Source organism: Desulfovibrio sp. JY, assembly GCA_021730285.1.
Lineage (GTDB): Bacteria > Desulfobacterota > Desulfovibrionia > Desulfovibrionales > Desulfovibrionaceae > Solidesulfovibrio.
The window spans coordinates 3749500-3776166 of record CP082962.1; the positions used below are offsets into that span (position 1 = coordinate 3749500).

Sequence of the window (26667 nt, forward strand, 5' to 3'; positions counted from 1 at the left end):
GACCCACGGCGCGTCCGGCCTTTACGCCGGCCCCGTTCCACTATACCCTGCCGGCGGCCGTAAACCCGCGGCCGACGGCCCATACGCGCGGAGACCTGCATGAAAGCCATCCTGGCCCTTGAAGACGGCACCCTTTTTCACGGCCATACATTTACCGACAAGGGCGGCGCCGGCGGCGAAGTGATCTTCAACACCGGCATGACCGGGTATCAGGAAGTGCTGACCGATCCGTCCTACACCGGACAGATGGTGTGCATGACCTACCCCCACGTCGGCAACTACGGCATCAATCCCGAGGACGTGGAATCGGCGAAGATCCGCGTGGCCGGATTCATCGTCAAGGAATGCTGCAAAGAGCCCTCCAACTGGCGCTCCACCATGAGCCTGCCCGAGTACCTCGTCAGTCAGGGCATCACCGGGATCGAGGGCATCGACACCCGGGCGCTCACCCGCCACCTGCGCCTGCACGGGGCCATGCGCGGCTACATTTCCACAGACGTGTCCGATCCGCACCAGGTGGTGGAACTGGCCAAGGGCCTGCCGTCCATGGAAGGCCTCGGCCTGGCCAAGGACGTTTCCTGCGACGCCCCCTTCGTCTGGACGGGAGGCAGCATCAAGCCGGCGACCATCGTCGACGGAGCCTACGACTGGCCCGGCGACGGCCCCCGGCTGGTGGTCTTCGACATGGGCATCAAGTGGAACATCATGCGGCTTCTTTCCGCCCAGGGCTTCGACCTGCTCATGGTGCCGCACACCACCACGGTGGACCAGGTCAGACGCTTCGACCCGGACGCCATTTTCCTTTCCCCCGGCCCCGGCGACCCGGCCGCCCTGACCGACCTCGTCGCGACCACCGCCCGCCTGGCCGAGGACTATCCCCTGGCCGGCATCTGCCTGGGGCATCAGCTCCTGGGGCTGGCCCTCGGCGGACGGACCTACAAACTCAAGTTCGGCCACCATGGCCTCAACCACCCCGTCAAGGACCTGGAAACGGGCCGGATTGAAATTTCATCGCAAAATCACGGTTTTTGCGTGGACATCGAAAGCCTTTCCAACGTAGAGTTGACGCACGTAAATTTAAATGACGGAACTCTTGAGGGCTTTGCCCACAAGAAAAAACCCGTCATCGCCATCCAGTACCACCCCGAGGCCGCTCCCGGGCCTCATGACAGCCGATATTTCTTCACCCGTTTCCGAAATCTCGTGCGCCGGGAGACGGGCAAATAACCTCGGGCGCCGACGCGTCGGGAAAGCATGTCCTCGGAACTGACCAAGGCCCGGTCCCAGATCAACAAGGTCAGGACGTTTCTCAAGCAGGCCAAACCGCTGCCCGCCGTGTCGGCCTTGTACGAGGCCATCGGGGCGATGCTGCGCACGCCGCTTATCAAGTCGGAAAAAGAGGAGTTCTGCAAGCTCATCACCGACGCGGTGCTGCTTCTTAACGGCGACCGCACCCTGCGCAAGATCTATCCGCTTATTCTCGATTACACTCCGGGAAAGGAAAAGGAGCTGGCCGACACCCTGGTCACCCTCCTCGGCGAGCTGCAGGCCACGGCCGTGGAGGAAGCCAAGGACATCATGGCCGACATGGCGCAGCGCATCGCCAGCGGTCTGGCCGAGGGCAAGCTCCTTCTCGAAGAGAAGCGTTTCGACGAAGCCAAGCAGTCCCTGGAAAAGCTGGCCCGGGAATTTCCCCGCGACGCCGATCTGCGGGCGCACATCGCCGAGCTTTTCATCTCCGGGGAACAGTACGAGCAGGCGTTTTCCTACCTCGACGAGGCCATCAACCTCTCGCCCGATCAAATCCACCACTACAACCGCATCGGCATCGTGCTACGCAAGCTCCACAAGTACGATATTGCCGAGAAATACTTCATGCGGGCGGTGGAATTCGCCAAATCCGATCCCAACCTCTACTTCAACCTCGGCCGGGTCTATCTGGACTGGCAACGCTGGGACAAGGCGGAAAAAGCCTCCCGACTGGCGTTGCGGCTCTCCCCTTCTTTCGTCGAGGCCCAGAAGCTGCTCAACTTCGCCCTCAAAAAACAAGGCAAGGAACCCGAGCCGGCATCTTAATTGGGAGGCCTCCGGCGGCCGGGGGGAAACTTTTTGAAAAAAGTTTCCCCCCGGACCCCCCTTCAAAAACTTTCAAAAGGGGATGGAGGCATTATCGAGGATACGAATGGCTCCGTCATTTTTTCGGAAATGACGGAGCTGTTTTTTTTGAAGGGCAAGATATTGCGAGTGTGCGTCCAGGGCGGGCATCCGGACATGAGACATGTAGCCAGGGCCGACAGGGTCAGGGCGGACGCGAAGGCGTATTCTTCAAATATGCGCCGCGCGCGGCGGCCCTGACCCCGTCGGCCAACCAAACTCTTTCGATTGTTAAAAGGCCCGGCCTGGATTGTGCGCGCCCCCCTTTTTAGCGCATCCCGGAAACCAGTTCCGGCGCGCCCCAGACCGGGGCCAGCCTCTGCAGCTCCGCGCGCGGCAGTTGCACCACCACCGGCTTTTTCGCGGCGTCGATCCAGCCGAGCAGGGTCCGCATGGACGACTCCCGCATGGCCGTGCAGCCGACGGTCGGCGCACCCGGGCGTCGCCAGAGATGGAAAAAGATACACGAGCCCGCGCCGGGTTTGGTGTCGGGCGCGTTGTGCTCGACCATAAGACCGTAGCGGTACAGGCCGTCGGGCCGCAGCATCCGGTCCGGACTCGTCCAATCGTGCACGGCCACGGTATTTTCATCCACGATCCGGTTGTAGGAGGCAGAGGTGGCGGTCTCCACGCACACGGTCTGATCGGTGACCCTGTGCATGGGCATCTTGGCCGGCGGGGAGAGCGTTTCTGGCTGATAGGCGAAGGCCGTGCCGAAGGCGAAGACCCCGGCCGGGGAACGGCCGTCGCCCTCGACCTTGACCGGGCCGTCCGCCGCCGGGTCGCCGGAAAGCCCCCTGCCCCAGGCCATGCCGTTTTTGCCGATGGTCACCGGCACGGCGTCTCCGACCGGCTGCCAGGGGCCGTCCCCCGCCCGTTCGAAGCGACGCATGGTGGCCTGGTTGTCGTTGAAGCTTTCGGGCACCACCAGGACCAACTGTCGCGCCCCGGCCAGCGGTGAAACGCTTCGACCGGCTTCCGGGGGCGTTGCCGGCGTCCGGGGAGAAATCGCCTTGGGACCAGGGGCGGCCGCCTGGCAGGAAGCCAGCAGCAGGCAACAAAACAGGCAGGCAAGCAGGGAAGAATACGTACGTGGCATAAGGACTCCAGGGAGGTCAGGATAGCGGCGAGGCAGCCGCGGAAACAATACGCCAATCCCCTTCCACGGCGACATGGTCGGCCGGGAAAAACAATCGCGCCGGGCGCTCCAGGATACAGGGCGCCGGCGCAAAACGAAACGGTCTTGCCGTGTCAAAAACGTCATGGGAACGAGGATCTTGACTTGGAGCGCTTCCCCGGCGACAACACTAAGCTATGGGGATTTCGCCATCGGGCGGGCCGACAACATACCGCCAGTCCACCACACGGAGCACCACATGATCGCATGGGACCCGGCCCTGGCCGTCGGACTCGAAAAAATCGACGCGCAACACCAGGAAATCATCCGGTTGATCAATGAGCTGGCCGCCAAGCGGGGAGGCGGGAACGCGCAACTCGCCGCCGAGACGTTACGATTTTTGCACGACTATTTAAACAGTCATTTCGCACTGGAAACCGAGCTGATGCTGCGTATCGGCTATCCTGGCATAGACCGCCATCGGGAAAATCACGAGCTGTTCGCCAATCATGTCGTCTTTTTTGAAATCGAAAAGGAATTCGGCATGGTAACGGACCAGATGCTCGACGACATCCTGGCCTTCCTGCTGGACTGGTTTCTTCACCACATCGCCACCGAGGACAGGGATCTGGCCGCCTTCGCACGCACCCGGGCAGCGTCCGAATAAAACGGCCTTCTTCTCCCCTCAGGCCAAGGACAGCAGCAATTCGCACACCCGACGGCTGTCGGCCTTGCCCGGTTCGTCCTCCCGGGCCATGGCCACATCCACCACCTCGACGCCGAGCTTGCGGATGGCGGCGAGGTCCAGCGGATTTTCGTAACGGCCTTTTTTGCTATCCACCAGCACGAACCGCAACAGGTCCTCGCTCCGGCAGGACTTGGTGCAGCCGGCGCGAAGCGTTTCCAAAAGCCGCTCCACCTGCCCGGCCACGGTCATGCCGCGCTGTTCCGGGTCGTGGCCGAGGTTGGGGATGTAGACCTTGGGGCAGTGGGTGGCGGCCACGGCATCCCCCACGCCCTGGGGGAGCAGGTTGGCGAGCAGGCTCGAATAGAAGCTGCCGTACGGGTAGCAGATCACGTCGGCCTGACGGATGAGGACTTCGGTTTTTTCCCGGATGCGCACCGTGGCCGGCGTGGGGTCATGCAGGTTCGCCACCAGCCATTGCCGCGCGATGGGCGCATCGATGGGCGCGGTTTCCTTGCCGGTCATGAGGTGCTGGCCCAGGAGCACGCGGCCGTTTTCCAGCTGGCAGGCCAGATGCAGGTCGCAGTTGACGATGGGCCGCACCACGCCGCGCGCCTCGACCAGCTTCATGAACAGGTAGATGACCGGGTCGAGCATGCGGTTGTAGTTGAAATAGCCGCCGGTCAGGATGCAGTTGCCGATGCTGGCGCCGCGCAGGTCGAAGGCATCGGTCCGTTTCTGCTCGAAAAAGCGCAGATGCGTGCGGATGATCTTGCGCATGGGATCGGGAATGTGGCGCACGAGCGGATCGTCGCCGGTGAGCATCTTGCCGAGCCGCGCCGCCAGCTCTTCCTGGGAGGCATCCTTGGGCAGGCGGTAGGCGAAAAGCTCGAACACGGCCGGGTTGCCGGTGATGGAACGGTCGGCCAGGGCCATGATGCGGTTTCGCAGGTCGCCCACGGCCGGCATGTGGAAGGCCTTGCGCAGCACGGCCGAGGAGCCGCCGGAGTCGAAGGGCGTGATCAGGTGGATGGAATTGGAGGTGTATTCGATGAGCGTTTCGCTTAAATGCCGCAGCGCCGTGCCGCCGCTGAAAAAGAGTATCTTGGGTCCCAGTTCCGGGGCGCGGCGGTAGAGCGCCGCCTTGGACAGGTCGGGCAGATTGACGGAACGGGAGATGTTCACGCGCGGAAAGGATTTCGAGTCAGCCACAGGCATTCCTCTGTCCCGAATGGGGAACGGATTGATGACGTCGTAGGGCGGGCGCGGCAAACCTTCAGACACAACAGGGTGCGGCAGCCGGCCCGGAGGCCGGGACGGCGGGCGGCCCCAGCACGTCCAGGCACAAGGCGGCGGCCCGCTTAAAATCCACACCGCCGCCGATGACCAGCACCGGGCAGGCTCCCAGCAGGACGCGATAGGCGTCTTGCGTGGCGGGACGCGGCCCCTCCTCGAAAAACACGCCCACATCCTTCATGAAGGCCGGCAGCAGCTCCGGGGAGGCGTCGACGTCCGTCCAACGCGCGCGCATGTCGCCGCCGCCGCGCCGCCAACCGAGGACCACCAGCGCCCGAAGCCCGGCCCGAAGCCGAAACCGGCCGGGGCCGAAACAGTCGCGGATGCGCACGTCGTATTTGTGCTCGACGCGCCACAACGCGTCAGGGGAAAGCCCGGCGTAGGCCGCCCGCTCCGCTTCGGTCAAAACCGGGGCCAAGGCTTCGTTATGGAGCAGCGTCCCCGGATTGATGCGGGGCATGCGGGCGATGCCGGTCATGGTCAGGCCGTCGGCGCCGGGGCCAATAAGCACCCGGTCGTTGGAGACGAACGAAGCGCCGTGACGCATGATTTCCAGGGCCAGCGTGGATTTCCCGGCCCCGGCGAAACCGGACAGGGTAATCCCCGCCCCGCCCAGGCACACGCCGGCGGCGTGGAAGAGCAAGGCTCCGGCGCGCAGTTCCCGGTCCCCGCAACGGGCGTTGACGGCATTGACGACCTGGTCGACGTTTTGCCGGCAGGGGCCGAGCACGTAGTGTCCGCCCGGGCCGAACACCAGCCACAAGCCCGTGCGGCGCTTGCGCACCACGCGGCCGTCCGGCAGGTCGACGTATTCTTCCTTGGCCTCCTCGCCCTGCCCTTCCCGCGAGGCGAAAGGCAGGACGCTCGGCACCGGGCCGCCGTCCAGGGCCGTGACCACGATGTCGGGATTGCCGGCCTCGTCGAGAAAATCCTGGTAATGGGCGGTCAGGGCGTCCATGAGCTCGCCGGAATTCGAGCGCACCGCGACACGCGTGTCGGCAAGACGCAAACCGAGCGCGAGGGTCGGCATCATGTCCCGCTGATAGGCCGCGACAATGCCGCGGCAGGTGACTCCACTGGCCCCCATGCGTTCTCCAAAGGCCCGCGATCGAGCGTTAGCGGGGCTGGCACTGCTGGCTCAGCGTGGCCCCCTTGAGAATGAAAACGACCGTCTCCGCGAGGTTGGCGGCATAGCCGCACATCCGCTCGAAGCAACGGGCGGCCAGGATGGCGCGCACCGAAGCCTCGGGCGCGGCGTGGCACTCGGAAAGCGCTTCGGTGATGGTGCGCATGGCCGTGATGACCAGTTCCCGGCCTTTCTCCTCAATATGGCAGACTTCCAGGGCGTCGTCGATATTGTCATCGACAAAGGCCTTGGTCGCCAGCCGAAACATGTGGGCGGCATGGTTAGCCAGCGCCTCCAGGGCCGTGTCGCAGTCCCCGGGAAGGCCGGCGCCCGTCAGCGCTCCTTCGGCCACCACCACGGCCTCGTCGGCCAGCCGCTCCAGATTGATGACCGCCCGGGCGTAGCCGACAATGCGGCGCAGGTCCAGGGCCACCGGCTGCTCCAGGGCCAGCATGTGCAGGCAGGCCTCGTCGATGTCGCAGGTCGCCTGGTTGATTTCCCGGTCGCCGTCGATGACCTGGCGGGCCACGCCCGTGTCGTGGCGCAACGCGGCATCCATGGCCCCCCGTCGCGACGCCTCGACCAGTTCGAACAGCGCGATGACGCGTCCCTTGAGGGCATCCAATTCGGCGTGAAAATGTGCTCTGGTTTCCATGGTGTCTCCCGCGCCCGGTTTCGGGCTCGTCGTTGCGTCTTTTTTGGTGTTGCGATCGAAACACATCTACGCACATTTGGCGAACATGACACTAGCCAAAGCGGCCGGTCACGTAATCCTCGGTCTGCTGGCTGGCGGGCCTTGTGAAGACGTCCTCGGTGGGACCGGTCTCCACCAGCCGCCCCATGAAGAAAAAGGCGGTCTGGTCCGAGACGCGGGCCGCCTGCTGCATGCTATGGGTGACGATGACGATGGTATAACTGCGCTTGAGGACGGCAATAAGCTCCTCGATCTTCTGCGTGGCGATGGGGTCGAGGGCCGAGGCCGGTTCGTCCATGAGCACCACTTCCGGCTCCAGGGCCACGGTGCGGGCGATGCACAGTCGCTGCTGCTGGCCGCCGGAAAGGCCCAGGGCCGAATCGTGCAGCCGGTCCTTCACCTCGTCGAAAAGCCCGGCCGCGATCAGGCTCTTTTCCACCCGGCTGGAGATGTAGTCCTTGTCGCGCACGCCCCCCACCCGCAGGCCGTAGGCCACGTTTTCAAAGACGCTTTTCGGGAAGGGGTTGGGTTTTTGAAAGACCATGCCCACCTTGCGCCGCAGCTCCACCACATCGAGCTGGGGCGTGTTGATCTTGACCCCGTCGAGGAGCACGTCGCCCGTGGTGCGCGCCCCCGGAATCAGGTCGTTCATGCGGTTGAGACAGCGCAGGAACGTGGACTTGCCGCACCCGGACGGGCCGATCAGCGCCGTGACCCGGTTTCCCGGGATTTCGAGGTTGATGCCATCCAGGGCCTTGAATTTTCCGTAGTAGAAATCGAGGTTGACGGCGGCCATCTTGAGGTCGTGTTTCATATCGCCTTCTTTGCCTGACGCAAGCGGCGGCAATTCTGCCGTCTTGCTGGCCGTTGCTGTGGCAAACCCCCATGACGATCGCGCCATGAAGACGTGGCGAACCCGTGACAAATCACGTTCGACCAGATGTAACCACTTTGAAAGCCTGCAAATCCCGAAAATGACGCCACCGCGGCGCGGTGGAAACTCTGGCGCGTTGCCGAGATGTCCGGCGCTTATCGGTCCCGGCGTCTGACGATGCAGTCCAGAAACGCCGCAATGAGGGCTTCACGATCCGGCGCGCTGCCGGCCCGGCGGCAAAACTCGCGAGCCAGCCGCCGCTCGCCCAGGGCGCGCAGCACGTCCCTGCCCTGGCGCAAGAGTCCGGCTTGACCGGGGTCCTCCGGCTGTCCGGCCGAAGGCACAGACGGTTTGGCAACCATGCCCCGTAACATGCTTGGCCGCCGCAGCGGAAACAAGCGACGTTTGCGTGACAATACCGCCAGTTGCGTCAACAAAAGTGTGGCCAAACGCAATCCGACCGCAACAGGGGCGGGGATAGAAGGCCCACAAGCCGTCCGACGCCAGGCCCATCCTTGCACCGCCTAGCCCTTCGCCGAAGGAGAGACCATGAAAATCGATATGCACGTGCACTCCAAGTATTCCACCAGGCCCTCCCAATGGGTGCTGCAAAAGCTCAACTGCCCCGAGAGCTTCACCGAGCCGATGCGCATCTACGAGGAAGCCAAGCGCAAGGGCATGGGGCTGGTCACCATCTCCGACCACAACCGTATTGAAGGGGCGCTTTCCATCGCTCATCTGCCGGACACCTTCATCAGCGAAGAGGTGACCTCGTATTTCCCCGAGGATCGGTGCAAGGTTCACGTGCTGGTCTACGACATCAACGAAGCCATCCACCGCGAGTTGCAGCGGATCCGGGAAAACATCTACGATCTGGTCGATTACCTGCGCCAGGAAAAACTCCACCACGCCGTGGCCCACCCGCTTTTCGGGGTCAACGACCGGATCACGGTGCCCAATTTCGAGAAAATGCTGCTGCTGTTTCGTAATTTCGAAATCAACGGCGCGCGCGACGCCTGGCAAAACGATTGCCTGCGCGAGATCATTCCCTCCCTCGGTGAAGAGACCATCTGGCGGCTGGCGGAAAGATACAAGATCGATCCCGGCTACGAACAGCCCTGGCGCAAGAACCTCATCGGCGGCTCCGACGACCACAGCGCGCTGTATATCGCCTGCACCCACACCCAGGTGGAAGGGGCGGGCAATCTCCAGGAGTTTCTCTCCGGCATGGAAAACGGCGCCTCCCGGGCGCTCGGCGTCTCTTCCACCCCGCGCACCATGGCCCGCACCCTCTACAGCATCGCCTACCAATTCTACAAACACCGCTTCAGCATCGACCGCTTCCTGGACAAGGACGTGACGCTCAAGGTCATCGACCGCTTCCTGGAGCCGGAACACCAGGGCAGCGCCGGGCTGGCCTTCAAGCTGCGCACGCGCCTCGTCCGCACGCTGACCCGCCGCCGCCCGCGCGCCAACACGCCGCTTAAGGACCTCATCCGCGCCGAAACCGAATCGCTTATCCGCGCCGACCCCATGCTCATGGAATTCGCCCAGGCGGGCGTCTTAAACGGCGAAAATCTGGAAACCGGCTGGTTCTCCTTCGTCAACCGGGCCACCAACCGGGTGGCCTCGCATTTCGCCCGCACCCTGCTCGACCATGTCAGCGGGGCCAACGTGTTCGACATCTTCGGCACCCTGGGTTCGGCCGGAGCCCTTTACACCATGCTCGCCCCCTACTTCGTGGCCTATTCCATCTTCACCAAGGAGCGCCAATTCAGCAGCGAGGCGCGCAAGGCCCTGACCGGTCAAAACGGCCATGGGCACGACATCAAAGTGGCCCACTTCACCGACACCTTCCATGAAATAAACGGCGTTTCCGGTACATTGCGCCAGCAGGCGGAACTGGCCATCCGCACCGGCAAGGGGCTTTCCATCGTCACCTGCGACCACGGCCAGCGGGTGTTCGAGCCGGGGGTACAAAACTTCAAGCCCATCGGCGTCTATCAGTTCGAGGAATATCCGGACCAGAAGCTCTTTTATCCGCCGCTTCTGGAAATGCTCCACTACGTCTACGCCGGGGGGTTCACCCGCATCCATTCGGCCACGCCCGGCCCCATCGGCCTGGCCGCGCTGTGCATCGCCAAGACGTTGCGCCTGCCCATCTACGGCACCTACCACACGGCCCTGCCCCAGTACGCCCAGATCCTGACCGGCGACGAGGCCATGGAAGACCTGACCTGGAAGTTCATCATCTGGTATTACAACCAGATGGACCTGGTTTACATCCCCTCCCGCGACACCGGCCGCGAGCTTGAGGAAAAGGGGCTCGATCCGGCCAAGCTGCGGCTGTTCCCGCGCGGGGTCGACGTCTCCCGCTTCCATCCCGGCAAGCGCTCCCGGGAGGTGGCCGCGAAATACAACATGGGCGACGGGGTGCGCCTGCTCTACGCCGGCCGGGTTTCCCGGGAAAAGGACCTGCATCTGCTGGCCCAGGCGTTTACGGAACTGTGCGTCAAGCACCCGGACGCCACCCTGACCGTGGTCGGCGACGGCCCCTACCTCGACGACCTGCGCGAAGCCCTTGCCGGCACGCCGACCACGTTTACCGGCTACCGCGAGGGCGAAGAGCTTTCCGCCCTGTTCGCCACCTGCGACCTGTTCGTCTTCCCGAGCGCCACCGACACCTTCGGCAATGTGGTGCTGGAGGCGCAAGCCTCGGGCCTGCCGATCATCGTCACCAACCAGGGCGGCCCTATGGAAAACATTCTGCCCGGCGAAACCGGGGTGGTGGTGCCGGCCGGGGATGTCGCGGCGCTCCTGGCCGCCATCGAGGGCATGCTGGCCGACCAGGAACTCATGCGGGCCATGGGCCGGGCCGGCCGGAGCTATGCCGAGGAGCGCACCATCGAAAAGGCCTTCGAAGCCTATTGGGACATGTACACGGACAGCACGCCGACCATCATGGAAGAACCCGCCGTCAAACCCGAAAAGCCCCAGCGCATGGTTTTCGCGGCCTAGCTTCTTCCCAGACACGCCTCACGCATCGCGCGCCAAGTCGTCTGCCAGCGACTTTGGCGCGCTTTTTTTGCCGTCCCCCACCGCCCCGCCAGGCAGAACGAACAACAGGGGACGCTGCCTTGCCCTTCGACCACGAGACGTCGTTGACCCTGTGGCAGGGCACGCTTATCTTCGCGACATCAGCCGGCTTTTCCAACAACAGCCAGGAACCGGAAACGACAACCGGCCGGCCCGCCAGGGCCGATAGGCCCCCAAGGAGCACTGCGGACATGACGCGACAAGGCGCCTACAAAAATCCCATCGCCAAGTACATCCACGAATACATGTTCTGGAAAAAGGAGCTGGCGGAAAAAGGATTTTTGCCGAACGCGCATTACGAAGCGCTTTTCACCACGCTTTTCGGCCTGGAAAAGGCTTTCTACGACGGCAAGCGCCTGCTCGATATCGGCTGCGGCCCCTGCGGGTCTCTGGAATGGGCGGATAACGCCGCCCAACGCGTCGGGCTCGATCCCCTGGCCGAGGCTTACGGATTTCTCGAACGAGCGCCGCAAGAAATGGAATACACGCCGGATTTCGTGGAGCACATCGCCTTTCCCGACGCCTCGTTCGACGTGGTGACCTCGATCAATTCCCTGGACCATGTGGACGATCTGGCCCAAGCCACAGCCGAGATGGCGCGCGTCGTGCGCCCGGGCGGCCACATTTTGATCGCCTGCGAGATCAGCCCCGCGCCCAAGCCCTGCGAACCGACCCTGGTCGGCTGGGACTTGGCCGCGCACTTTTCGGGCAAATGGCGCGTCCTCGACGCCTCACGCTTCCCCTTCAGCGAAAACGTGTCCACCTCCATCCTCCACAAACAGCCCCTCGACCCCTCCGCCCCCATCCCCCCACACGGCGTCCTGCGTTTGATATTGCAAAAGGGAGAGGAAGAGAAAACCTTGAAATAGAGTGCCGGGGTGAAACCTTTCTGAAGAAAGGTTCTCCCCCCGGGCCCCCCTTTCCAAAGACTTTTCATAAAAATGGGTTGTGCCCTGCGCCGGCCCTGCCCCGTTATATACTTTAGGAAGGGGAGAGCGCGAGAGGGGAGAACCCTTTTTAAAGGGTTTCCCCTCTCGCATGCTCTTTCCTCTTCTTCCACTCTCTTCTCCCATCAAACTGACCGCAAGCGGCGAAGTAGCGCAGGTCCTTGAGCCAGAGCAGGAGCTGGCGGTGGTCGGCCGTAAGGAGTCGCAGCCAGCCGGAGGGCATGGTCGTCAGGTCGCCGAGCGGTCCGAGCAGTTCGCTCGGGTCGCGGAAGCATTCCCAATCGCAGGCTTGGCAATGGGGCTTACCGTCGAGAGTTGCCTCGGAAAGCTTCCAGAACGGCCCCATGTTCTCCCCGGCCCGGTAGCCGCAGGGGAAACAGTCGCCATGCCGGTCCACGTAGAAAAAGCTCACCCCGCCGAGGCAGGGACGGGGCGGTTCGGATGGTTGGGCGTATTGCCGGACCAGGGCGTGGACCGCGCAAAGTGGCGTGAAAATCCGCAAGTCGCTCCGGTGGCGCGGCACAGTGTCGCGCAGCGCCCGGAAAAGCTCGTACTTTTCGGTGTTGGAAAAGGTCACCCGCGCATCGGAGGCCGTGGCCGCATACACGGCCTGAGCTCCCTTTTCCCGATCCGTATCGCTCATGGGGTAGCAGCAATTGGCCATGGTGAAGCCAAGGGCGGCGGCTTTTTCGAAAAATCGGCCGATCTGGGTGCAGGCGGCGCGGTAGAGCGCCTCGCCTTCGCCGCTTAAGGGTTGCGGGCCGCCCATGAAGCGGTTGAGCGCCACATTGGCCGTGGGAAACAGGCCATGGGCGTGGAAGATGGGGAGCGCCTTGGCAACCCCTTCCACCATGCCGGCATGGCCCCGGTTGGCTTCGTGGGTGGCGGGATCGGCGGAGTCAAGGCTGATCCAGAAATTGCGCACCGGGGTTCCGGCAAGATTCTCGGCCAAGCGCGTGACCCGGTCGATGAACCCGGGCGCGTCGGGACTGCCGAACTGGTAGCCGTTGGTGCCGGTGCGCAGATAGGTGATGCCGGCCCGGCCGGCGTAGTCGAGCAGGTCAAAAAGCGTCGATCCGGTCAGAAAGGGTTCGCCGCCGGTAAAAGACAAGGCGGCCACGTCCAGGGCGGCGCAACGGTCGATGATGCGCTTGGCCGTATCCGGGTCCATGTCGCCGCGTTCGCCGCCGGCCGTCACGCGCATGCCGCATTGGGCGCAGCGTGCGTTGCACCGGTTCGTGATCTGCATGACGACCTGTCGCGGCCTTCCCCGCCATCGCAAAACGCGCAGTATGGGCATGATGCTCCTTTTGTCGACCGGTCGGGCACGGCTAGCGTACTGCAACAACCGGCGGCATGGCTTCATACCCGGTGGTCCGGTCCGCCCGCTTTACGGAAGGGTTACGATCCGACGACAGGGGATCGCCAGGAAAACGCGTTACATTCCCGACCGCTGTCTTCAAATCGTAACACAACATGGGCATGTTTGATGGATGGACGCACTGGAACCCGGCGCGTTGCGCATCGCCTGCTGCAACCATAAGGGCGGCGTGGGCAAGACGACCTGCGCCGTGAATCTGGCGGCCGGGCTTTGTCGCGCGGGTTGGCGCGTTGTTGTGGTGGACGCCGATCCCCAGGCCCACCTGACCGCATCCCTTGGGCTGGGCGATCCCGGGGACGGAGGGCTGGCCGCCGTGCTCGAGAGCGACGTCCCGGTCTCCCGGTGCCTGATCGAAGCCGAGGGCCTGCGCGTGCTGCCGGCCGCCGCCCGGCTGGCTACTGTAGAGTCCGAACTTTCCAGGCGCGAAGCGCCGGATAGCCTTCTGGCCGCGGCCATGGCGGACCTGTCCGACAGCGACGTCGTCCTTTTCGACTGCCCGCCCCACCTGGGGCCGCTCACCCGGCAGGTACTCGGCGCGGCCACGCGGGTGATCGTGCCCATGACGCCCGATTACCTGTCCATGCAAAGCCTGGCCTGGCTCATGGGCACCCTGTCCGAACTGGCGTCGGCCGAAACATCCGGCCCGTCGGTGCTCGGCATCGTGCTCAACCGATTTACGGCGCGCAAACGCCTGCACCGCGAGGTCAGGCGCGCCGTGGCCGGACATTTTCCGGATATACCCTTCGAGACGCCCATTCGTGAAAACGTGTCCCTGGCCGAAGCGCCAAGCCACGGCCAGGATATCTTCCGCTACGCGCCAACCAGCGCCGGCGCCCGGGATTTTGCCGCCGTCTGTCGGGAACTCGCCCGACGCACGGGCGAACCGGCCAGGACGGCGAAACGAGGTGCAAAATGACCGCCCGCTCAAGACTCGGCCGCGACCCTTTAAGCGGCGTATCCCAACCCGAGACCAAAAAAACGGCCAAGAAAGCGACGAAAACCGCGACGAAAAAGGCCGCGCCTAAGAAATCCACCACGCCCAGGCCGACCAAGGCCGGGGCCGCAGTTCAACAGACCGTACCGGCAGCCGAGCCTATCCAGCCCATCCCGCAAAGCGCGCCGGTGGTCGAACCCAAGGCCCAGACCGATGCGCTGATGCCGGAAACCGTTGCCAGCCCCGCACCGGCAGCCGAGCCCATCCAGCCTATCCCGCAGAGTACGCCGGTGGTCGAACCACTGGCCGCCGCCACGGCCGGGGATGTGCCGGAAGCGCCCACGCCGGAACCGCTCGTCGAGACGGTGCCGACACGCGAGGCGGTCCAGCCGATTCCCCAAAGTACGCCGGTCATCGAACCGGCTCCCAAAGCCGTTTCGCCCGAATCATTATGCCCTTCGGCTCCGGCCGAGGCGCCGCATCCACACCCGGCCGAAGTCTTTTTGCGCGGGGTGCTCGAAGGATTGGCCCCGGCCGGCGCTCTCTTGACCGATGTGGAAGCGGACCCGGACACCTCCGCCCTGCCGGTCGAAAAACTTTTCTATTTCAGCCATGTTCTCCAACTGCTCGTCAATCCCCTGGAGCAGCCGGCTGCGGCCGGACGCAAACCGGGCGACAAGCGCGGCCCGGTCCCGGCCGTGTCCGTGCGGCTGCGCACCATCGGGCAAAACCGCCACAGCCTGCGCATCTACGACAACGGCCTGTTTTTCGGGCGCGCTCTTCCGGATCTTTCCCTGGAAATGGAAGCCTTGCGCCCGCTTCTGCTGTTCGTGATCAAACGCGACGGTTCGATTCTGCTCAAACGGGGCAAAAGCGTCGAATTCGAGATTATCGGCTAGCAACGCAAGCCAAAGGAGCGCGTCATGGAAAAAGAAAAAAACAAAATCAAGATCGAAGGGGTGATGCAGCTTTCCGAGGTCATCGCCAACCTGGAAAAGCTGGTCGCGGACATGCAGTGCGGCAAGGTCACCCTGGCCGCCGGGGATGAAAGCCTGACGCTTTCTCCCTCAGTGCTGGTCAATGTGGAGATGAAGGCTTCCCAGAAAAAGGACAAGGAGAAGTTCTCCCTGGAGATTTCCTGGAAGAAGCACAAGGAAATCGAGGGATTCGCGGACACCGTCGACGAATAGGCCTTTGGCGGGAACGAGGGGACACGAAAGACGGCCGGGGAGCGACCTCCGGCCGTCTTTCGTGTCCCGGACACCGGTACGCGGTGGCTCAGGCCTGGCGTCCCTCCCCGTCCAGGGCCCAATTGACGGCGTAGAGACTGTGTACGAGGCTGCTGCTTAAAAGCGGCAGGGACGATGCGGACAACAGCACGGGAAGCTCGGTGCAGCCGAGGATGACGCATTGGGCCCCGCGCCGGCCAAGCTCTCCGATGATGCGGTTGTGCTCGGCCCGATCCTCGTCGGTAAATTGATTACGGCACATCCGCTCGAAAATGGCAGTGTCGATATAGGCGCGATCCTTCTCGTCGGGCACGATGAGGCGCGCCCCGGACTTCGCCTCGATGCGTTCCCGGTAGAACCCCTCCTCCATGATCGGCCGCGTGCCGAGCAAGGCCGCGACGGAATAGCCGCCGGCCGTGATCGCGGCGGCCAGGGCGTCCCCGATATGCAAAAACGGCTCGGGAACGCGGGCGGCGACGGCATCGTGAACCTTGTGGATGAGGTTCGAGCACAGCATGATGCCGTCAACCCCGGCGCGATGCAGGCTCTCCGCCGCCCGGCCCAGGATGTCCCCGGCGGCGTCCCAGTCGCCGGCCTGCATCACCGCCGCCAGCTCGGCGAAATCGATGCTGGCCAAAACGAGCTTGGCCGAATGCAGCCCACCCAGGCGGCGGGCCGTCTCCTCGTTGATGAAGCGGTAATAGTCGACTGTGGACAGCCAGCTCGTGCCGCCAATGAGCCCGATGGTCTTCATGTACTTCCCCTTCTTGCTTCTCGAAAATGCCCGATTATTTTTCTCCAGCGCCCCGTTCGTGTCAATATTTCCCTCACCCAGCCTTCAAGGCAGGTTTTTCCCCCGCCTATCGCACAAAAAAAGGGCAGGCTCCGAGGAACCTGCCCGACAGTGCGTAACGAATGAAGCCTTAGCCTTCGTAGTAGGACCGCAGATGCTGGCTGCGCACCGGGTGGCGCAGTTTGCGCAGGGCCTTGGCCTCGATTTGGCGGATGCGCTCGCGGGTGACGTTGAAAAGCTTGCCCACTTCCTCGAGGGTGTGGTCGGACTTCTCGCCGAGCCCGAAGCGTTTTCTGAGCACCTGCTCCTCACGCGGGGTCAGGTCGGAAAGCACCTTGCCAATCTGCTCGCCAAGCTTGGTGTTGACCACTTCCTCGGCCGGAGCCAGGGCCTTTTTGTCCTCGATGAAATCGCCCAGGCTCGAATCCTCTTCGTCGCCGATGGGCGTCTCCAGGGAAATCGGCTCCTTGGCGATCTTGAGCACCTTCTTGACCTTATCCAACGGATAGTCCATGCGCTCGGCGATCTCCTCCGGGGTCGGATCGCGGCCCAGCTCCTGGACAAGGTAGCGCGAGGTGCGAATAAGCTTGTTTATGGTCTCGATCATGTGCACCGGGATGCGGATGGTGCGGGCCTGATCGGCGATGGCCCGGGTAATCGCCTGCCGAATCCACCAGGTGGCGTAGGTCGAGAACTTGTAGCCGCGCTGGTACTCGAACTTGTCCACGGCCTTCATAAGGCCGATGTTGCCTTCCTGGATAAGGTCGAGGAATTGCAGGCCGCGGTTGGTGTACTTCTTGGCGATGGACACGACCAGGCGCAGGTTGGCCCGGATCAGCTCCTGCTTGGCCCGCTGGGCCGCGGTGTTGCCTCGCTTGATGCGCCACAGCACTTCTTCCAGGTCGTGGACATGGTGGCAGCACTTATCCTGCAACCGATCGAGAATCTCCATCTTGGCCGTGAGCATTTCCTTGAAGGAAAAAAGCTCTTCGACCGTGAGCCCGAGCGATTCGGCCGCGACCACCGGGTTGACCTCCCGGGCGTCGAGCTGGGCGAAAAGCTCCTGGATTTCCGATTGGGACTTGCCGACCGACAGGATGTAGGCCGACAGGTCGCGCTGGCAGTTGTGCATCTGCCGCACATAGTCCCCGACGATCTCGATGATGCGGTCGATAAGCGTCTTTTCGAGCTTGATGTCGCGCAGCCGCACCACGATCTCTTCCTTGAAGACCATGATCTCCTTCTGGATGCCGGCCACGCGGCGATCCAGACAGGCGCATTGATCGAGCTTGCTGTAGATCTTGCGCTTCTTGCGAAAGGACGCCTTGACCTCGTCGAGCAGGAAGATGACCCGTTGGCGCTGGTTCATCTCGTCCTCGGACGGATCGTCCTCCTCGATGGTCTTGACCACGTCTTTCAGCTTGATGCGGCCGATTTTGAGGTCCTCGCCCACCTGGATAAGCTCTTCCACGGCCACCGGCACTTCGACCAGGGCGTAGAGCACGTCCATCTCGCCGTTTTCGATCTTTTTGGCGATGACCACCTCGCCCTCGCGGTCGAGCAGCGGCACGGCCCCCATCTCGCGCAAATACATGCGCACGGGGTCGGTGCTGCGCGAGGAATAATCGAGGGTGTCCTCGCTTTCGGTCAGCTCCAGATCGGCGTCAGGCGCATCATCCGGCTCGGCGCTGGACGCCTCGACCTTATGCCCGTCCTTGTCAGTGTCCACGAGGTTGATGTCGAGCTGATCGAAGATGGCGATGACCTCTTCGAGCTGCTCGGGATTGATGACCTCGGACGGCAGAGCCTTGTTGACTTCTTCAAAGGTGAGAAAGCCTTTCTGTTTGCCTTTGACGATAAGGCTCTTGATCTGCTGGATTTCCTTGAGATTACTCATCTCCCCTCCCGGAAAGGGCCTGTAGTTCCCCTAAAAGCCGCAAGACTTCCGCGTGCGCGCCCTGTTCCTGCGCCCGACGCAGGTCGTCCATCATGGCGCGCCGCCGGTCGCCTTCCCTGCACTCGTGGAGAAAAACGCAAATATCCTGGTAAAATGACGCAGCCTCCTCGTCAGTCATAGCCGGCTCCAACTGCGCATTGGTCCAAAACGCCGTCTGGGCCGTGTCCAGACGCGTGGCCAACTCGTCGGGGCCGCCCCCGAGCAATCTGGCGAAAAAATCCCGGGCCGCGTCCGTGGACAGCGCCTCGGCCATGCCCTGGCCCGACAGCGTCTCCAGATAATCGGGACGGCGCACGGCAAACGACAGCATCTGGGCGTCGCGCGGGGACATCTCCAACGCCTGCCGCCGCTTGACCGCCATTAGGCCAGGCTGACGCCTGGGCCGGGAGACGGCCTCGCCCAGGAACCGGCGCAACTCGATTTCGGCCAGCCCCAGCCCCGCGGACACCCGGGGGATGAAAACCGCCCGCAGCGCCTCGTCGCCAAGGCCCGTTAAAAATTCAACCGCCCAGGCGGCCATATCCTTGGGCGCGTAGGTGTCGCGCACCACGCGCAAGCAAAACGTCAACCCGTCCTCGGCCCGGGCCAGCCACTCCTCGAATCCGTCACGGCCCCTGGCGTGGAGCAGACTGTCCACGTCCTCGCCGTCGGGCAGCGGCACCACCCGGCAGGCACCGCCAAGGGTCAAAAACATCTGGGCCGCGCGAAGCGCCGCCTTGCGCCCCGGCGGGTCGCCATCGAAAACAAGGTCCACTTGCGAGGCGAACCCGGAGAGCCGCTTGGTCTGCTCCGGGGTCAGCGCCGTGCCGAGCACCCCGCAGGCCTCGCCGTAGCCGAACTGGTGCAGGGTGATGACGTCCAGGTAACCCTCGGTCAAAAGCGCCCGCCGCGACTTGGCCATATGCGGCCGGGCTTCGAACAATCCGTAAAGATGCTGTCCCTTGGTGTAGATCGGCGTTTCGGCGCTGTTTAAATATTTGGGATCGCCATCCCCCATGATGCGCCCGCCAAAAGCGATCACCCGCCCGCCGCCGTCGCGGATGGGAAACATGAGCCTGTCGCGAAACCGGTCCCAGACGCGACCGTTTTTGCCCATGCTCAAAAGCCCGGCCAGCACGCCCGCATCCTCGGAAAAGCCACGCCGGCGCAGCACGTCGCAAAGGCCCTGCCACCCCGCCGGGCTCACGCCCAGGGCGAAGCGCTCGATCATCTCCGGACTCACCTGCCGTTTGTCCAGGTATTCCCGGGCGGGTGCGCCCTCGGGGCGCGAAAGCGTATGCCGGAAGTAGCGATCGGCCAGCTCGTGCATGGCCAGGCAGGTGTCGCGTTCCTGCTTGCGCTTGGCCGCGCGCGGGTCGTTTTTGACCCGGCCGATGTCCACGCCCACTTCCGCCGCCAGCCGCTCCAGTCCCTCGCGGAACTCCAGGCCGTTTATGCGGCAGTAAAAATCAATGACGTCGCCCGAGGCCTGGCAGCCGAAACAATGGAAAAAGCCCTTGTCCGGGTGCACGTTAAACGAGCCCTTGGTCTCCTGGTGGAACGGACACGCCCCGACCAGCCGGCCGCCCACCGGGCGCAACGTCACATAGCGTCCGACAACCTCGGCAATGTTGGCCCTGGCCTTGACTGCGGCCACCACGCTTGCGTCGTGTTTCACGGGCGAGACGCGTGCGGGGGAAACCCCTTTTTTAAAAAAAAGGGGTTTCCCCCGCGCCCCCTTCCCGAAAAAACTTTTACCGGGAGTACAAGGGGGGACGAAAGTTTGCTCATTGAGACCTTCGTGTGCGACGCCTTTCATACCGCAGGAGACACTCGCCCCCGGGAAAAAGTTTTTGAAAGGGGTCCAGGGGGAAACTTTTTTCAAAAAGTTTCCCCCTGGCCGCCGGAGGCTCTCTCCCTGCCTATTTCAAAATCACCATGGTCATGCCGTCGCCGCCGCGGTCCTCGGGGGCCAGGGCGAACGACGCGACCTGGGGATGTTCCGTAAGTAACCTGTGCACTTCGCGACGCAGGGCTCCGGTGCCCTTGCCGTGGATGATCTCGAGCTCACCGTGTCCCCGCAAAAGCGCCGCGTCGAGAAACGTGGCCAGTTCGCTTTCGGCCGCGTCGGCGCGCATACCGCGAAGATCGAGCACGAGTCCCAGCCCGGAAGCCGCCGTCGTGCCGCGCGGAGCGCTGGCGACCGTCACGCCGCCCGGTTTGGCGGCCGGGGCAGCGGCAAGGGCCATATCCGCAACCGGCACCCACAGGCTCACGCCGCCCACATCGACCTTGGCCGCCTGGCGACGCATATCCTTTTCCCGAACCACGGCCGTCTTGTCCCAACTGATAATGCGCACGAAATCTCCGGGCGCAAGGGCGGCCAGATCGAGAGCCTTGGCCGGGGCCTCTTCGGGCTCCTGCCGGCCGGTTATGGCATTACCTTGTTCAATAAGTCTTTTTCTCGCATCGGCAAGGGCCTTCTGCGCTTCCTTGCGTCCGATGCGGCCGGCCTCGTGGCGGCGGGCAATCTCGCGGGAGAGGTCGCGAATCTCCTCGACCAGGGTCTCCTGGGCTTTCTTCAAGTTCTCCTTGAGCTTTGCCACCCGCCCTTCTTCCTCGCGCCGATTGGCCGCGATGGCCTCGAGTTCCCGCTCACGCCGCAGGGCCAGGTCGTTGAGCCGATCGAACACCTGCCCGGCGTCGCTGCCATCCAATAAAAGATACCGGCTGGCCCGCTCCAGGATTTCCTCGGGCAGCCCGTGCTCCCGGGCCACGTCCAGGGCGATGGACGCGCCGACCTGATCGTAGGCCAGGCGGTAGACAGGCTTCTTGGTGGCCGGGTCGAAAAGCATGCAGGCGGCGCGCACGCCGGGCCGGGACAGGCCGTAGGCCTTGAGCGCCGGAAAGTGCGTGGCCGCGGCCAGATAGGCCCCCTTGTCGAGCAGACCGTCGACCACGGACTGGGCCAGGGCCGCGCCTTGGGAGGGGTCCGTGCCCGCGCCGAATTCGTCAAGGAGCACAAGGGTGTCCGCGTCGATATCCGGCCAGACGCGGGAGAGGTGGCGTATCTGGGCCGTGAAGGTGGAAAGATGGTCTTCCAGGCTCTGCTCGTCGCCGAGAAAAACGAACACCTTGTGGAAATACGGCAGCCGGCTGCCCTCCCCGGCCGAAATGGGCAGCGCGGAAAGGGCCATGACGGCCAGCACGCCCAGGGTCTTGAGGCACACGGTCTTGCCGCCGGCGTTGGCCCCGGTGACGATAAGTCCCCGCTGGTCCTCGCCCAGAACCAAATCCTGGGGCATGACCCGCGTCCTGGCCCCGTCCCCATCGGCCAGGACCAGCAACGGATGGCGGGCGGCCAGCAGATGCACGGGGCGGCCCTGCCCCACTTCGGGCAGCGTTCCGCCGAGGCGGTCGGCCAGGGCGGCCTTGGCCCACAGGACGTCGCAGGCCACGAGCAGGCGGTAGGCGGCGGCCACCTCGCGCCGCTCGTCCCGGGCCAGGCCGGTCAGAAAGGCCATGACGCGGGCTTCGGCCTCGCGCTCCTCGTTTTTGAGCTCCTGGAGGCGGTTGTTGGTCTCGACCAGAAAAAACGGCTCGATATAAACGGTTTCGCCGGTCTGGGAATAGTCGTGGATGATGCCCTGGACGCGGCCCTTGAAGTTGGCCTTGAGCGGCAGGACATAGCGGTCCGAGGAGATGGTGACGTAATCGTCCTGCAAAAAAGGCACCATCTCCTTTTCGCCCACGAACTCCTTGACCCGGGTCATGATGGTCTGATGGATGGCGCGAATTTCCTGGCGTACGGAAAAAAGCTCGGGCGAGGATTCGTCGCGCAGGCTTCCATCCGGGGCCAGACAGCGGGCCAGGGCGGCCTGGGTCTTTTGCGCCCAGGGCGTGCCGGCCACGACATCGCGCAACAGCGAACTCCCGGGTTCGCCCTTGCCGAGGGCCTCGCGCAGGGCGGCCACCTGGCCCAGCACATGGCCAAGGGCGACCAGGGCGTCGAGCTCCAGGGCGCGGCGTTCGCTTTCGAGGATGGGGAAAATCGCCTCGATGTCGGGAAAGGGCGTGAAGGTGAATGCGGCGTCGCGACGCAACTCCACGGCCTCGGCCAGCTTGCGCTGTTCGTCGGCCAGGACCTTGGGATCGCCAATGGGGGAAATTTCCCGGCAGGCAGCCGCCGCCGGTTCGGAAACGGCCAAAGCGGCCAGCCGTTCCAAAACCTTAGGAAACTCCAGCAACGAAAGAGTTCTGGATTCCATAAGAAAAAAAGGAAGCGTTGTCAGGAAGCCAGGCGCGCCTTGACGGCCCCGCTGACCCGTTTACCGTCGACCCGCCCCTTGTGAGCGGCGAGCACCGCCTGCACCACCCGGCCCATGTCCTTCATGCCGTGGGCATCCAGTTCGGCCACGGCGGCGGCAACGGCGTCGCCAAGCTCGGCGTCGGTCAAAGGAGCGGGCAGGTAGGCGACAAGCACCTCCAACTCCCGCTCCTCTTTTTCGACCAGGTCAGCCCTATTCGCCTTGGCGAACTGTTCGATGGACTCACGGCGCTGCTTGGCCTGCTTGGCCAGGACATCGAGAAGCTCGTCGTCGGTAAGAGGGCGCAAAAGCTCCACCTGCCGCAGCTTGGCGGCAGCCTTGAGCATGCGCAGCACACTGACGACGAGCTCGTTCCTGGCCCGCATGGCGGCCAGATAGTCGGATTCGATTCGGGCTGTAAGATTCATTACATCATGTTGATTTTGCGCATTTTCTTGAGCAGGCGCTTACGAGCGGCAGCCTTTTTCTTCTTGCGCATGACACTGGGTTTCTCAAAGTGCTGGCGCTTTTTCAGCTCCGAGAGAATCCCGGATTTCTCGACCTGCTTCTTGAAGCGGCGAAGAGCCACATCGAAGTTGTCGGATTCGTCAAGATACACTCCGGGCACGGACCTCACCCCCTCTTTGGGAAATCCCTTACGGCAAACACAGATAGTTAACCCGGAAGCCCCTCGCCGTCAAGGGTTTCCTTCCGGAATCGAAAAAGTCCGCCCTGCCGAAGCCGGGCGGACTGGCGAAAGCCGGGCGTGTGCGTGGATCTAGTGTTGCGGCCCGTGGGCAGCGGCCTTTTTGGTGTCAAGGATGGCCTTGATCACACAATAGCCCATGCCGGAGGCAATGATGAAAAGCACCAGATACAACACGCTGAAAAAAACGAAGTGATCGGGCTGCCACCAGGGCAGGTCCTGCGGCAGGGGGCTGTGAATGGTTTCGCCGTGCAGCATGAAAATTCTCCAGGGAGGGTTTTATTGGATGGCGTCCTTGAGCAGTTTCCCGGGCCGAAACTTGACAACCTTCGACGCCGGAATGTTGATCTCGGCGCCGGTGCGCGGGTTGCGTCCGGTGCGGGCCTTGCGCTCGTCCACCATAAAGGTGCCGAAACCGGTCAGGGTGATTTTCCCCTCGCCGACCAGCGTGGCCTCCACGGCCTCGATAAAAGCGTTCAGGGCGCGTTCTGCATTCGCCTTGGTCAGGCCGGTCTTCTCGGCAATTTTTCCTACCAGGTCAGCCTTGGTCATCTGTCCTCTCCTCCTCGGTTGATACGCCATCTGCCAGCAGGCGGCGTCGTGCTCCCGTTTTCACCCGTCGCCATGTGACGATAACAATGGAAAACCGGCCACCCTCTCGCTCGCCTCCCCGTGACGAGGAAGGCCGGTCCGGCTCCGTCGCACATAGCCGAAACCTCGCCCGCATGCGGGACGAGTGGGCAAAAGAAAATCGATTTGCGGCCCAAAGTCAAGAGGCCAAGCGCAGTTTCAGCATTTCGGCCAGTCCGGCGAGCTGTTTCGGGGCCAGCGTTTCCGGCCGGTCCGTCAAGCGGATGCCCTGCCCGGCCAGCCAATCGTCCAGCGCCGCATCGCGCCAGGGCTTCAAAATTCCTCCCAACTGCTTGCGACGCTTGGAGAAAAGGAACTTGAGCAGTTTTGACAGCGCCTGGGGCTCGCCCGGTCGGTCCGCAAGCGGCAACGGTATCATGGCCACCACGGCCGAATCGACCTTGGGGCGGGGCCGAAACACCGTGGGCGGCACCTTGAAACAGTACGTGGCCCGCACATGGCTGGCGATCCAGGCGGTCAGCGCGCCGTACGCCCGGCCGCCCGGCGCGGCGCAAAGCCGCAGCGCCACCTCGTGCTGCACCATGAACACCGCCCGGGCGAACCGGGTCGCCCCGGCGCACAGGTCCCACAGCAGCGGCGAGGCGATGTTGTAGGGCAGGTTGCCGAGAATCCGCACGTCCCCGGAAAGCAGGTCGAGCCGGCTCCAGTCCTGGCGCAGCGCGTCGGTTATGGCCACGGCGAGCGAAGGATAGGTCCGGGCGAGATGCGCGGCCAGGTCCCGGTCCTTTTCCAGGGCCAGGAAGGACCTTGGCCCGGCGGCGGCGACCAGCCCGGTCAGCGCCCCCCGGCCGGGGCCGATCTCGATGACGGTGTCCCCGGCGGCAATGCCGCAGGCGGCCACGATCTTGGCCGCCGTGTTGGGGTCATTTAAAAAATTCTGGCCCAGGCTCCGCTTGGCCCGGGCGAAGGACTCCCCTGCCCCGTCCGCCATGGGCGTTTCGGTCGCGGATGAAAAGGACTTGTGACTCATACCGTCTCCTGGCGTTCCAAAAGATCCTGTTTGAGCGCCCAGACGACATGGTAGCGGGCGGCGGCCGCGTCGAGCTCCGGTTCGGCCGCGGCCAGCCGGGCGGCCAGGGTCAGCCCCGGGCAGCCGGCGCGCGACAGGAAAAGCAGCGTGCGAATGGCGGCAAGGGAGATGTCCCCGGCCATGCCCGCATAGAGGACCGGGAAATCCTGCCCCCGGTAGACGGCCCGGCCGGCCCGGCTCCAGGTGAGCCGCACGGCGTCGGACAGGACCCCGGTGGGATAGCCGGCGAACACCTCGCCATAGGCCAGGGTCTGCGGATGGCGCAAGGCCCGCAGCGCCTCGCGGTCGGGGACAGGCGACGCGGCCAGGCGTTCCCACAGGGCCAGGTGGCGCTCGATCACCGTTTCCAAGGAAAATTCCCGGCACACCCGTTCACGCCCGGCCTCGCCCATTTCCCGGCGCAGGGCCACGTCGGCCGTCAGCCTGCCCAGGACGCCGGCCAGGCTGGGCACATCCACGGCCAGTCCCTGGGCCAGATACAGATGGGTGTGGTTGTCGTAGCAAAGCGGGGCCAGAACGTCGCGCTGCCGCGTGTCCGGCAGGCCCATGGTCGGAACCAGATACCCGGTGCGGCCGGAGCGCACGATGTCGCGATAACCGTCGTACTCCGAGGCGAGTACGGGGAGGCCGGCGGCCATGGCCTCCAAAAGGGTGAGGCCGAAGGTCTCCTGGGGATTGTCGGCCAGGGAGACGAAGATGTCGGCCAGGGCGAAAATCTCGCGTTTTTGCGGCTCGGTCGGCCGCTTGATCAGGACAAAGGGCAAGTTGATGTTGGCGGCCAGATTCTCCAGCACCTGCAAAAAAGGCCCGGCATCATCGTCGGTCCAGCCCGCCGCCACCAGGCACAGCGCCCCGGGGTCGGCCCCTTGGGCCAAAAGCCGCTGCACGGCCCGAAAAAGGGGCAGCAGATCCATCTTGGAGCTGTGGGACAGCCGCCCAAAGACGAGCATGACCACCGCGCCGGCGGCAATCCCGTGGCCTGCCCGGGCCTCGAGACGGTCGGCGTCCGCGAGGGGTTGCCAGTCGCCGGGGTCCACGCCAAGCGGGATGCGCGCCACCTCCGGCCCGGGATGGGTTTCCGGCGACAGGCCGTAGCCTTGGCGCAGGCTGCCGAAGATGCGCTTCACCACATCCCGGCCGGCCTTGGATGTGGCCACGATGGCGTCGCGGCGGGTGGCGCCGGGCCACAGATGGGCCAGAAACTCCCGGCCATAGGCGGCATAACTTAAGGAATGGGTGGTGCCGGTGATGGGAAAGATGTTTTGGGCCGTGGCGTTTCGCAGGGCGGCCAGACGCGGCTGGGAGGTGATGCAGTCCGAGAGGTGGAATACGGTGTACGGGGTCGCGGCAATGGCGGTCGGCAGGTCGCGACGCGTCAAAACCTTGAATTTGCCGCGCGCGAACGCCTCCGGGTAGCGCACCGCGAGCAGCCGCTCGTGCAGGTCGCGTTCCCGGGGCGAGGGCATGAAAAAATGGTAACCGTCGAAAGGATCGACCCGCAGCAAGGCATCCAGAAAACCGGCATTGGCCACCTTGCGGCCCATGACGGCGCCGGATTCCACGAAAGGATCGAGGGTTGCGAAAAGGCGTGGCGCGGACATGGGGGGACGGAGCCACACCCGGGCCGTCTTGTCAATCGACGGGGGCAAGACATCTTTGGCCTTCATATTGCAAGAGGCAAGACGGGAATCCGCACTCCAGGCGGTCCCAG

The 26667-nt window shown here is 63.9% G+C and carries 25 protein-coding genes; 8 read left to right on the plus strand and 17 right to left on the minus strand.

From position 1 onward, the window contains the following. The first annotated feature begins 99 nt into the window (after window positions 1-99). The gene (gene carA / locus K9F62_16750) at window positions 100-1227 is read left to right on the plus strand and encodes a glutamine-hydrolyzing carbamoyl-phosphate synthase small subunit (protein ID UJX40332.1); all 1128 of its coding nucleotides are present in this window, start codon (window positions 100-102) and stop codon (window positions 1225-1227) included. A 27-nt stretch (window positions 1228-1254) separates the two neighbouring features. Beyond that, window positions 1255-2076 carry a tetratricopeptide repeat protein gene (locus tag K9F62_16755; protein UJX40333.1) on the plus strand — a complete coding sequence of 274 codons (822 nt, stop codon included), beginning with the start codon at window positions 1255-1257 and terminating at the stop codon, window positions 2074-2076. Window positions 2077-2422: 346 nt separating this feature from the next. Here K9F62_16755 and K9F62_16760 read toward each other — a convergent pair whose 3' ends face one another. After that, window positions 2423-3253 (minus strand): hypothetical protein, encoded by an 831-nt coding sequence (locus tag K9F62_16760; GenBank protein UJX40334.1) that lies wholly within the window; start codon window positions 3251-3253, stop codon window positions 2423-2425. Window positions 3254-3530: 277 nt separating this feature from the next. On the opposite strand from K9F62_16760, the gene K9F62_16765 reads away from it, so the two are divergent. Beyond that, window positions 3531-3938, plus strand: a complete 408-nt coding sequence (locus K9F62_16765; protein ID UJX40335.1) for a bacteriohemerythrin — start codon at window positions 3531-3533, stop codon at window positions 3936-3938. A gap of 18 nt (window positions 3939-3956) precedes the next feature. Here the strand turns inward: K9F62_16765 and K9F62_16770 are convergent, their stop codons facing one another. The 5 genes from K9F62_16770 to K9F62_16790 all read right to left on the minus strand — a co-directional run bounded on the left by K9F62_16770 (window position 3957) and on the right by K9F62_16790 (window position 8320). Then, a complete protein-coding gene (locus K9F62_16770) occupies window positions 3957-5174 on the minus strand; it encodes a GAK system CofD-like protein (GenBank protein ID UJX40336.1) in 1218 nt (405 codons plus the stop codon). A 58-nt stretch (window positions 5175-5232) separates the two neighbouring features. After that, entirely contained in the window at window positions 5233-6339 is a 1107-nt protein-coding gene (locus K9F62_16775) for an HprK-related kinase B (protein ID UJX40337.1), read from the minus strand. A 28-nt stretch (window positions 6340-6367) separates the two neighbouring features. Then, a complete protein-coding gene (phoU, locus tag K9F62_16780) occupies window positions 6368-7033 on the minus strand; it encodes a phosphate signaling complex protein PhoU (protein UJX40338.1) in 666 nt (221 codons plus the stop codon). Between the two features lie 91 nt (window positions 7034-7124). Next, entirely contained in the window at window positions 7125-7886 is a 762-nt protein-coding gene (gene pstB, locus K9F62_16785) for a phosphate ABC transporter ATP-binding protein PstB (GenBank protein UJX40339.1), read from the minus strand. 215 nt (window positions 7887-8101) lie between these two features. After that, complete coding sequence (locus K9F62_16790; protein ID UJX40340.1) at window positions 8102-8320, minus strand: hypothetical protein; 219 nt, start codon at window positions 8318-8320, stop codon at window positions 8102-8104. Window positions 8321-8495: 175 nt separating this feature from the next. Here K9F62_16790 and K9F62_16795 point away from each other — a divergent pair, with 175 nt between their 5' ends. Both K9F62_16795 and K9F62_16800 read left to right on the plus strand, forming a co-directional pair. Further along, complete coding sequence (locus K9F62_16795) at window positions 8496-10964, plus strand: glycosyltransferase (GenBank protein UJX40341.1); 2469 nt, start codon at window positions 8496-8498, stop codon at window positions 10962-10964. A 269-nt stretch (window positions 10965-11233) separates the two neighbouring features. Continuing rightward, on the plus strand, window positions 11234-11911 hold the full coding sequence (locus K9F62_16800; GenBank protein ID UJX40342.1) for a class I SAM-dependent methyltransferase: 678 nt from the start codon (window positions 11234-11236) through the stop codon (window positions 11909-11911). 148 nt (window positions 11912-12059) lie between these two features. Here the strand turns inward: K9F62_16800 and K9F62_16805 are convergent, their stop codons facing one another. Then, a complete protein-coding gene (locus tag K9F62_16805; GenBank protein UJX40343.1) occupies window positions 12060-13289 on the minus strand; it encodes a radical SAM protein in 1230 nt (409 codons plus the stop codon). Window positions 13290-13482: 193 nt separating this feature from the next. Between K9F62_16805 and K9F62_16810 the strand changes: the two genes are divergently transcribed. The 3 genes from K9F62_16810 to K9F62_16820 are packed head-to-tail and all read left to right on the plus strand — an operon-like array spanning window position 13483 to window position 15494. Continuing rightward, a complete protein-coding gene (locus tag K9F62_16810; GenBank protein UJX40344.1) occupies window positions 13483-14286 on the plus strand; it encodes a ParA family protein in 804 nt (267 codons plus the stop codon). Then, window positions 14283-15203 carry a hypothetical protein gene (locus K9F62_16815; protein UJX40345.1) on the plus strand — a complete coding sequence of 307 codons (921 nt, stop codon included), beginning with the start codon at window positions 14283-14285 and terminating at the stop codon, window positions 15201-15203. The genes K9F62_16810 and K9F62_16815 overlap by 4 nt, the downstream gene beginning before the upstream one ends. A gap of 24 nt (window positions 15204-15227) precedes the next feature. After that, window positions 15228-15494, plus strand: coding sequence for an amphi-Trp domain-containing protein (locus K9F62_16820; protein ID UJX40346.1), 267 nt, complete (start codon window positions 15228-15230; stop codon window positions 15492-15494). 88 nt (window positions 15495-15582) lie between these two features. Here K9F62_16820 and K9F62_16825 read toward each other — a convergent pair whose 3' ends face one another. The 10 genes from K9F62_16825 to K9F62_16870 form a co-directional block, all read right to left on the minus strand. Further along, window positions 15583-16287 (minus strand): amino acid racemase, encoded by a 705-nt coding sequence (locus K9F62_16825; protein ID UJX40347.1) that lies wholly within the window; start codon window positions 16285-16287, stop codon window positions 15583-15585. A 169-nt stretch (window positions 16288-16456) separates the two neighbouring features. Continuing rightward, window positions 16457-18223 carry an RNA polymerase sigma factor RpoD gene (gene rpoD / locus K9F62_16830; protein UJX40348.1) on the minus strand — a complete coding sequence of 589 codons (1767 nt, stop codon included), beginning with the start codon at window positions 18221-18223 and terminating at the stop codon, window positions 16457-16459. Beyond that, a complete protein-coding gene (dnaG, locus tag K9F62_16835; protein ID UJX40349.1) occupies window positions 18216-19940 on the minus strand; it encodes a DNA primase in 1725 nt (574 codons plus the stop codon). The genes rpoD and dnaG overlap by 8 nt, the downstream gene beginning before the upstream one ends. 244 nt (window positions 19941-20184) lie before the next feature. Then, window positions 20185-22530 (minus strand): Smr/MutS family protein, encoded by a 2346-nt coding sequence (locus tag K9F62_16840; protein UJX40350.1) that lies wholly within the window; start codon window positions 22528-22530, stop codon window positions 20185-20187. Window positions 22531-22550: 20 nt separating this feature from the next. Continuing rightward, the gene (locus tag K9F62_16845; GenBank protein ID UJX40351.1) at window positions 22551-22997 is read right to left on the minus strand and encodes a GatB/YqeY domain-containing protein; all 447 of its coding nucleotides are present in this window, start codon (window positions 22995-22997) and stop codon (window positions 22551-22553) included. Further along, on the minus strand, window positions 22997-23197 hold the full coding sequence (rpsU, locus tag K9F62_16850; GenBank protein ID UJX40352.1) for a 30S ribosomal protein S21: 201 nt from the start codon (window positions 23195-23197) through the stop codon (window positions 22997-22999). The genes K9F62_16845 and rpsU overlap by 1 nt, the downstream gene beginning before the upstream one ends. A 150-nt stretch (window positions 23198-23347) precedes the next feature. Continuing rightward, entirely contained in the window at window positions 23348-23533 is a 186-nt protein-coding gene (locus K9F62_16855) for a hypothetical protein (GenBank protein ID UJX40353.1), read from the minus strand. Between the two features lie 21 nt (window positions 23534-23554). Continuing rightward, the gene (locus tag K9F62_16860; GenBank protein ID UJX40354.1) at window positions 23555-23857 is read right to left on the minus strand and encodes an HU family DNA-binding protein; all 303 of its coding nucleotides are present in this window, start codon (window positions 23855-23857) and stop codon (window positions 23555-23557) included. A 187-nt stretch (window positions 23858-24044) separates the two neighbouring features. Further along, window positions 24045-24896: a 16S rRNA (adenine(1518)-N(6)/adenine(1519)-N(6))-dimethyltransferase RsmA gene (rsmA, locus tag K9F62_16865; protein UJX40355.1), complete on the minus strand. Its 852-nt coding sequence runs from the start codon at window positions 24894-24896 to the stop codon at window positions 24045-24047. Beyond that, the gene (locus tag K9F62_16870) at window positions 24893-26557 is read right to left on the minus strand and encodes a glycosyltransferase family 4 protein (protein UJX40356.1); all 1665 of its coding nucleotides are present in this window, start codon (window positions 26555-26557) and stop codon (window positions 24893-24895) included. The genes rsmA and K9F62_16870 overlap by 4 nt, the downstream gene beginning before the upstream one ends. Window positions 26558-26667 lie beyond the last annotated feature (110 nt).

Bases quoted from the DNA above. Each gene is read 5' to 3' on its own strand.
- carA (UJX40332.1), top strand. From the start codon at position 100: ATGAAAGCCATCCTGGCCCTTGAAGACGGCACCCTTTTTCACGGCCAT.
- phoU (UJX40338.1), bottom strand. From the start codon at position 7,033: ATGGAAACCAGAGCACATTTTCACGCCGAATTGGATGCCCTCAAGGGA.
- K9F62_16860 (UJX40354.1), bottom strand. From the start codon at position 23,857: ATGGCGTATCAACCGAGGAGGAGAGGACAGATGACCAAGGCTGACCTG.
- K9F62_16755 (UJX40333.1), top strand. From the start codon at position 1,255: ATGTCCTCGGAACTGACCAAGGCCCGGTCCCAGATCAACAAGGTCAGG.
- pstB (UJX40339.1), bottom strand. From the start codon at position 7,886: ATGAAACACGACCTCAAGATGGCCGCCGTCAACCTCGATTTCTACTAC.
- K9F62_16870 (UJX40356.1), bottom strand. From the start codon at position 26,557: ATGTCCGCGCCACGCCTTTTCGCAACCCTCGATCCTTTCGTGGAATCC.
- K9F62_16775 (UJX40337.1), bottom strand. From the start codon at position 6,339: ATGGGGGCCAGTGGAGTCACCTGCCGCGGCATTGTCGCGGCCTATCAG.
- K9F62_16810 (UJX40344.1), top strand. From the start codon at position 13,483: ATGGACGCACTGGAACCCGGCGCGTTGCGCATCGCCTGCTGCAACCAT.
- K9F62_16770 (UJX40336.1), bottom strand. From the start codon at position 5,174: ATGCCTGTGGCTGACTCGAAATCCTTTCCGCGCGTGAACATCTCCCGT.
- K9F62_16855 (UJX40353.1), bottom strand. From the start codon at position 23,533: ATGCTGCACGGCGAAACCATTCACAGCCCCCTGCCGCAGGACCTGCCC.
- rpoD (UJX40348.1), bottom strand. From the start codon at position 18,223: ATGAGTAATCTCAAGGAAATCCAGCAGATCAAGAGCCTTATCGTCAAA.
- K9F62_16825 (UJX40347.1), bottom strand. From the start codon at position 16,287: ATGAAGACCATCGGGCTCATTGGCGGCACGAGCTGGCTGTCCACAGTC.
- K9F62_16840 (UJX40350.1), bottom strand. From the start codon at position 22,530: ATGGAATCCAGAACTCTTTCGTTGCTGGAGTTTCCTAAGGTTTTGGAA.
- K9F62_16795 (UJX40341.1), top strand. From the start codon at position 8,496: ATGAAAATCGATATGCACGTGCACTCCAAGTATTCCACCAGGCCCTCC.
- rsmA (UJX40355.1), bottom strand. From the start codon at position 24,896: ATGAGTCACAAGTCCTTTTCATCCGCGACCGAAACGCCCATGGCGGAC.
- K9F62_16790 (UJX40340.1), bottom strand. From the start codon at position 8,320: ATGTTACGGGGCATGGTTGCCAAACCGTCTGTGCCTTCGGCCGGACAG.
- K9F62_16765 (UJX40335.1), top strand. From the start codon at position 3,531: ATGATCGCATGGGACCCGGCCCTGGCCGTCGGACTCGAAAAAATCGAC.
- K9F62_16815 (UJX40345.1), top strand. From the start codon at position 14,283: ATGACCGCCCGCTCAAGACTCGGCCGCGACCCTTTAAGCGGCGTATCC.
- K9F62_16800 (UJX40342.1), top strand. From the start codon at position 11,234: ATGACGCGACAAGGCGCCTACAAAAATCCCATCGCCAAGTACATCCAC.
- K9F62_16760 (UJX40334.1), bottom strand. From the start codon at position 3,253: ATGCCACGTACGTATTCTTCCCTGCTTGCCTGCCTGTTTTGTTGCCTG.
- K9F62_16820 (UJX40346.1), top strand. From the start codon at position 15,228: ATGGAAAAAGAAAAAAACAAAATCAAGATCGAAGGGGTGATGCAGCTT.
- K9F62_16845 (UJX40351.1), bottom strand. From the start codon at position 22,997: ATGAATCTTACAGCCCGAATCGAATCCGACTATCTGGCCGCCATGCGG.
- K9F62_16805 (UJX40343.1), bottom strand. From the start codon at position 13,289: ATGCCCATACTGCGCGTTTTGCGATGGCGGGGAAGGCCGCGACAGGTC.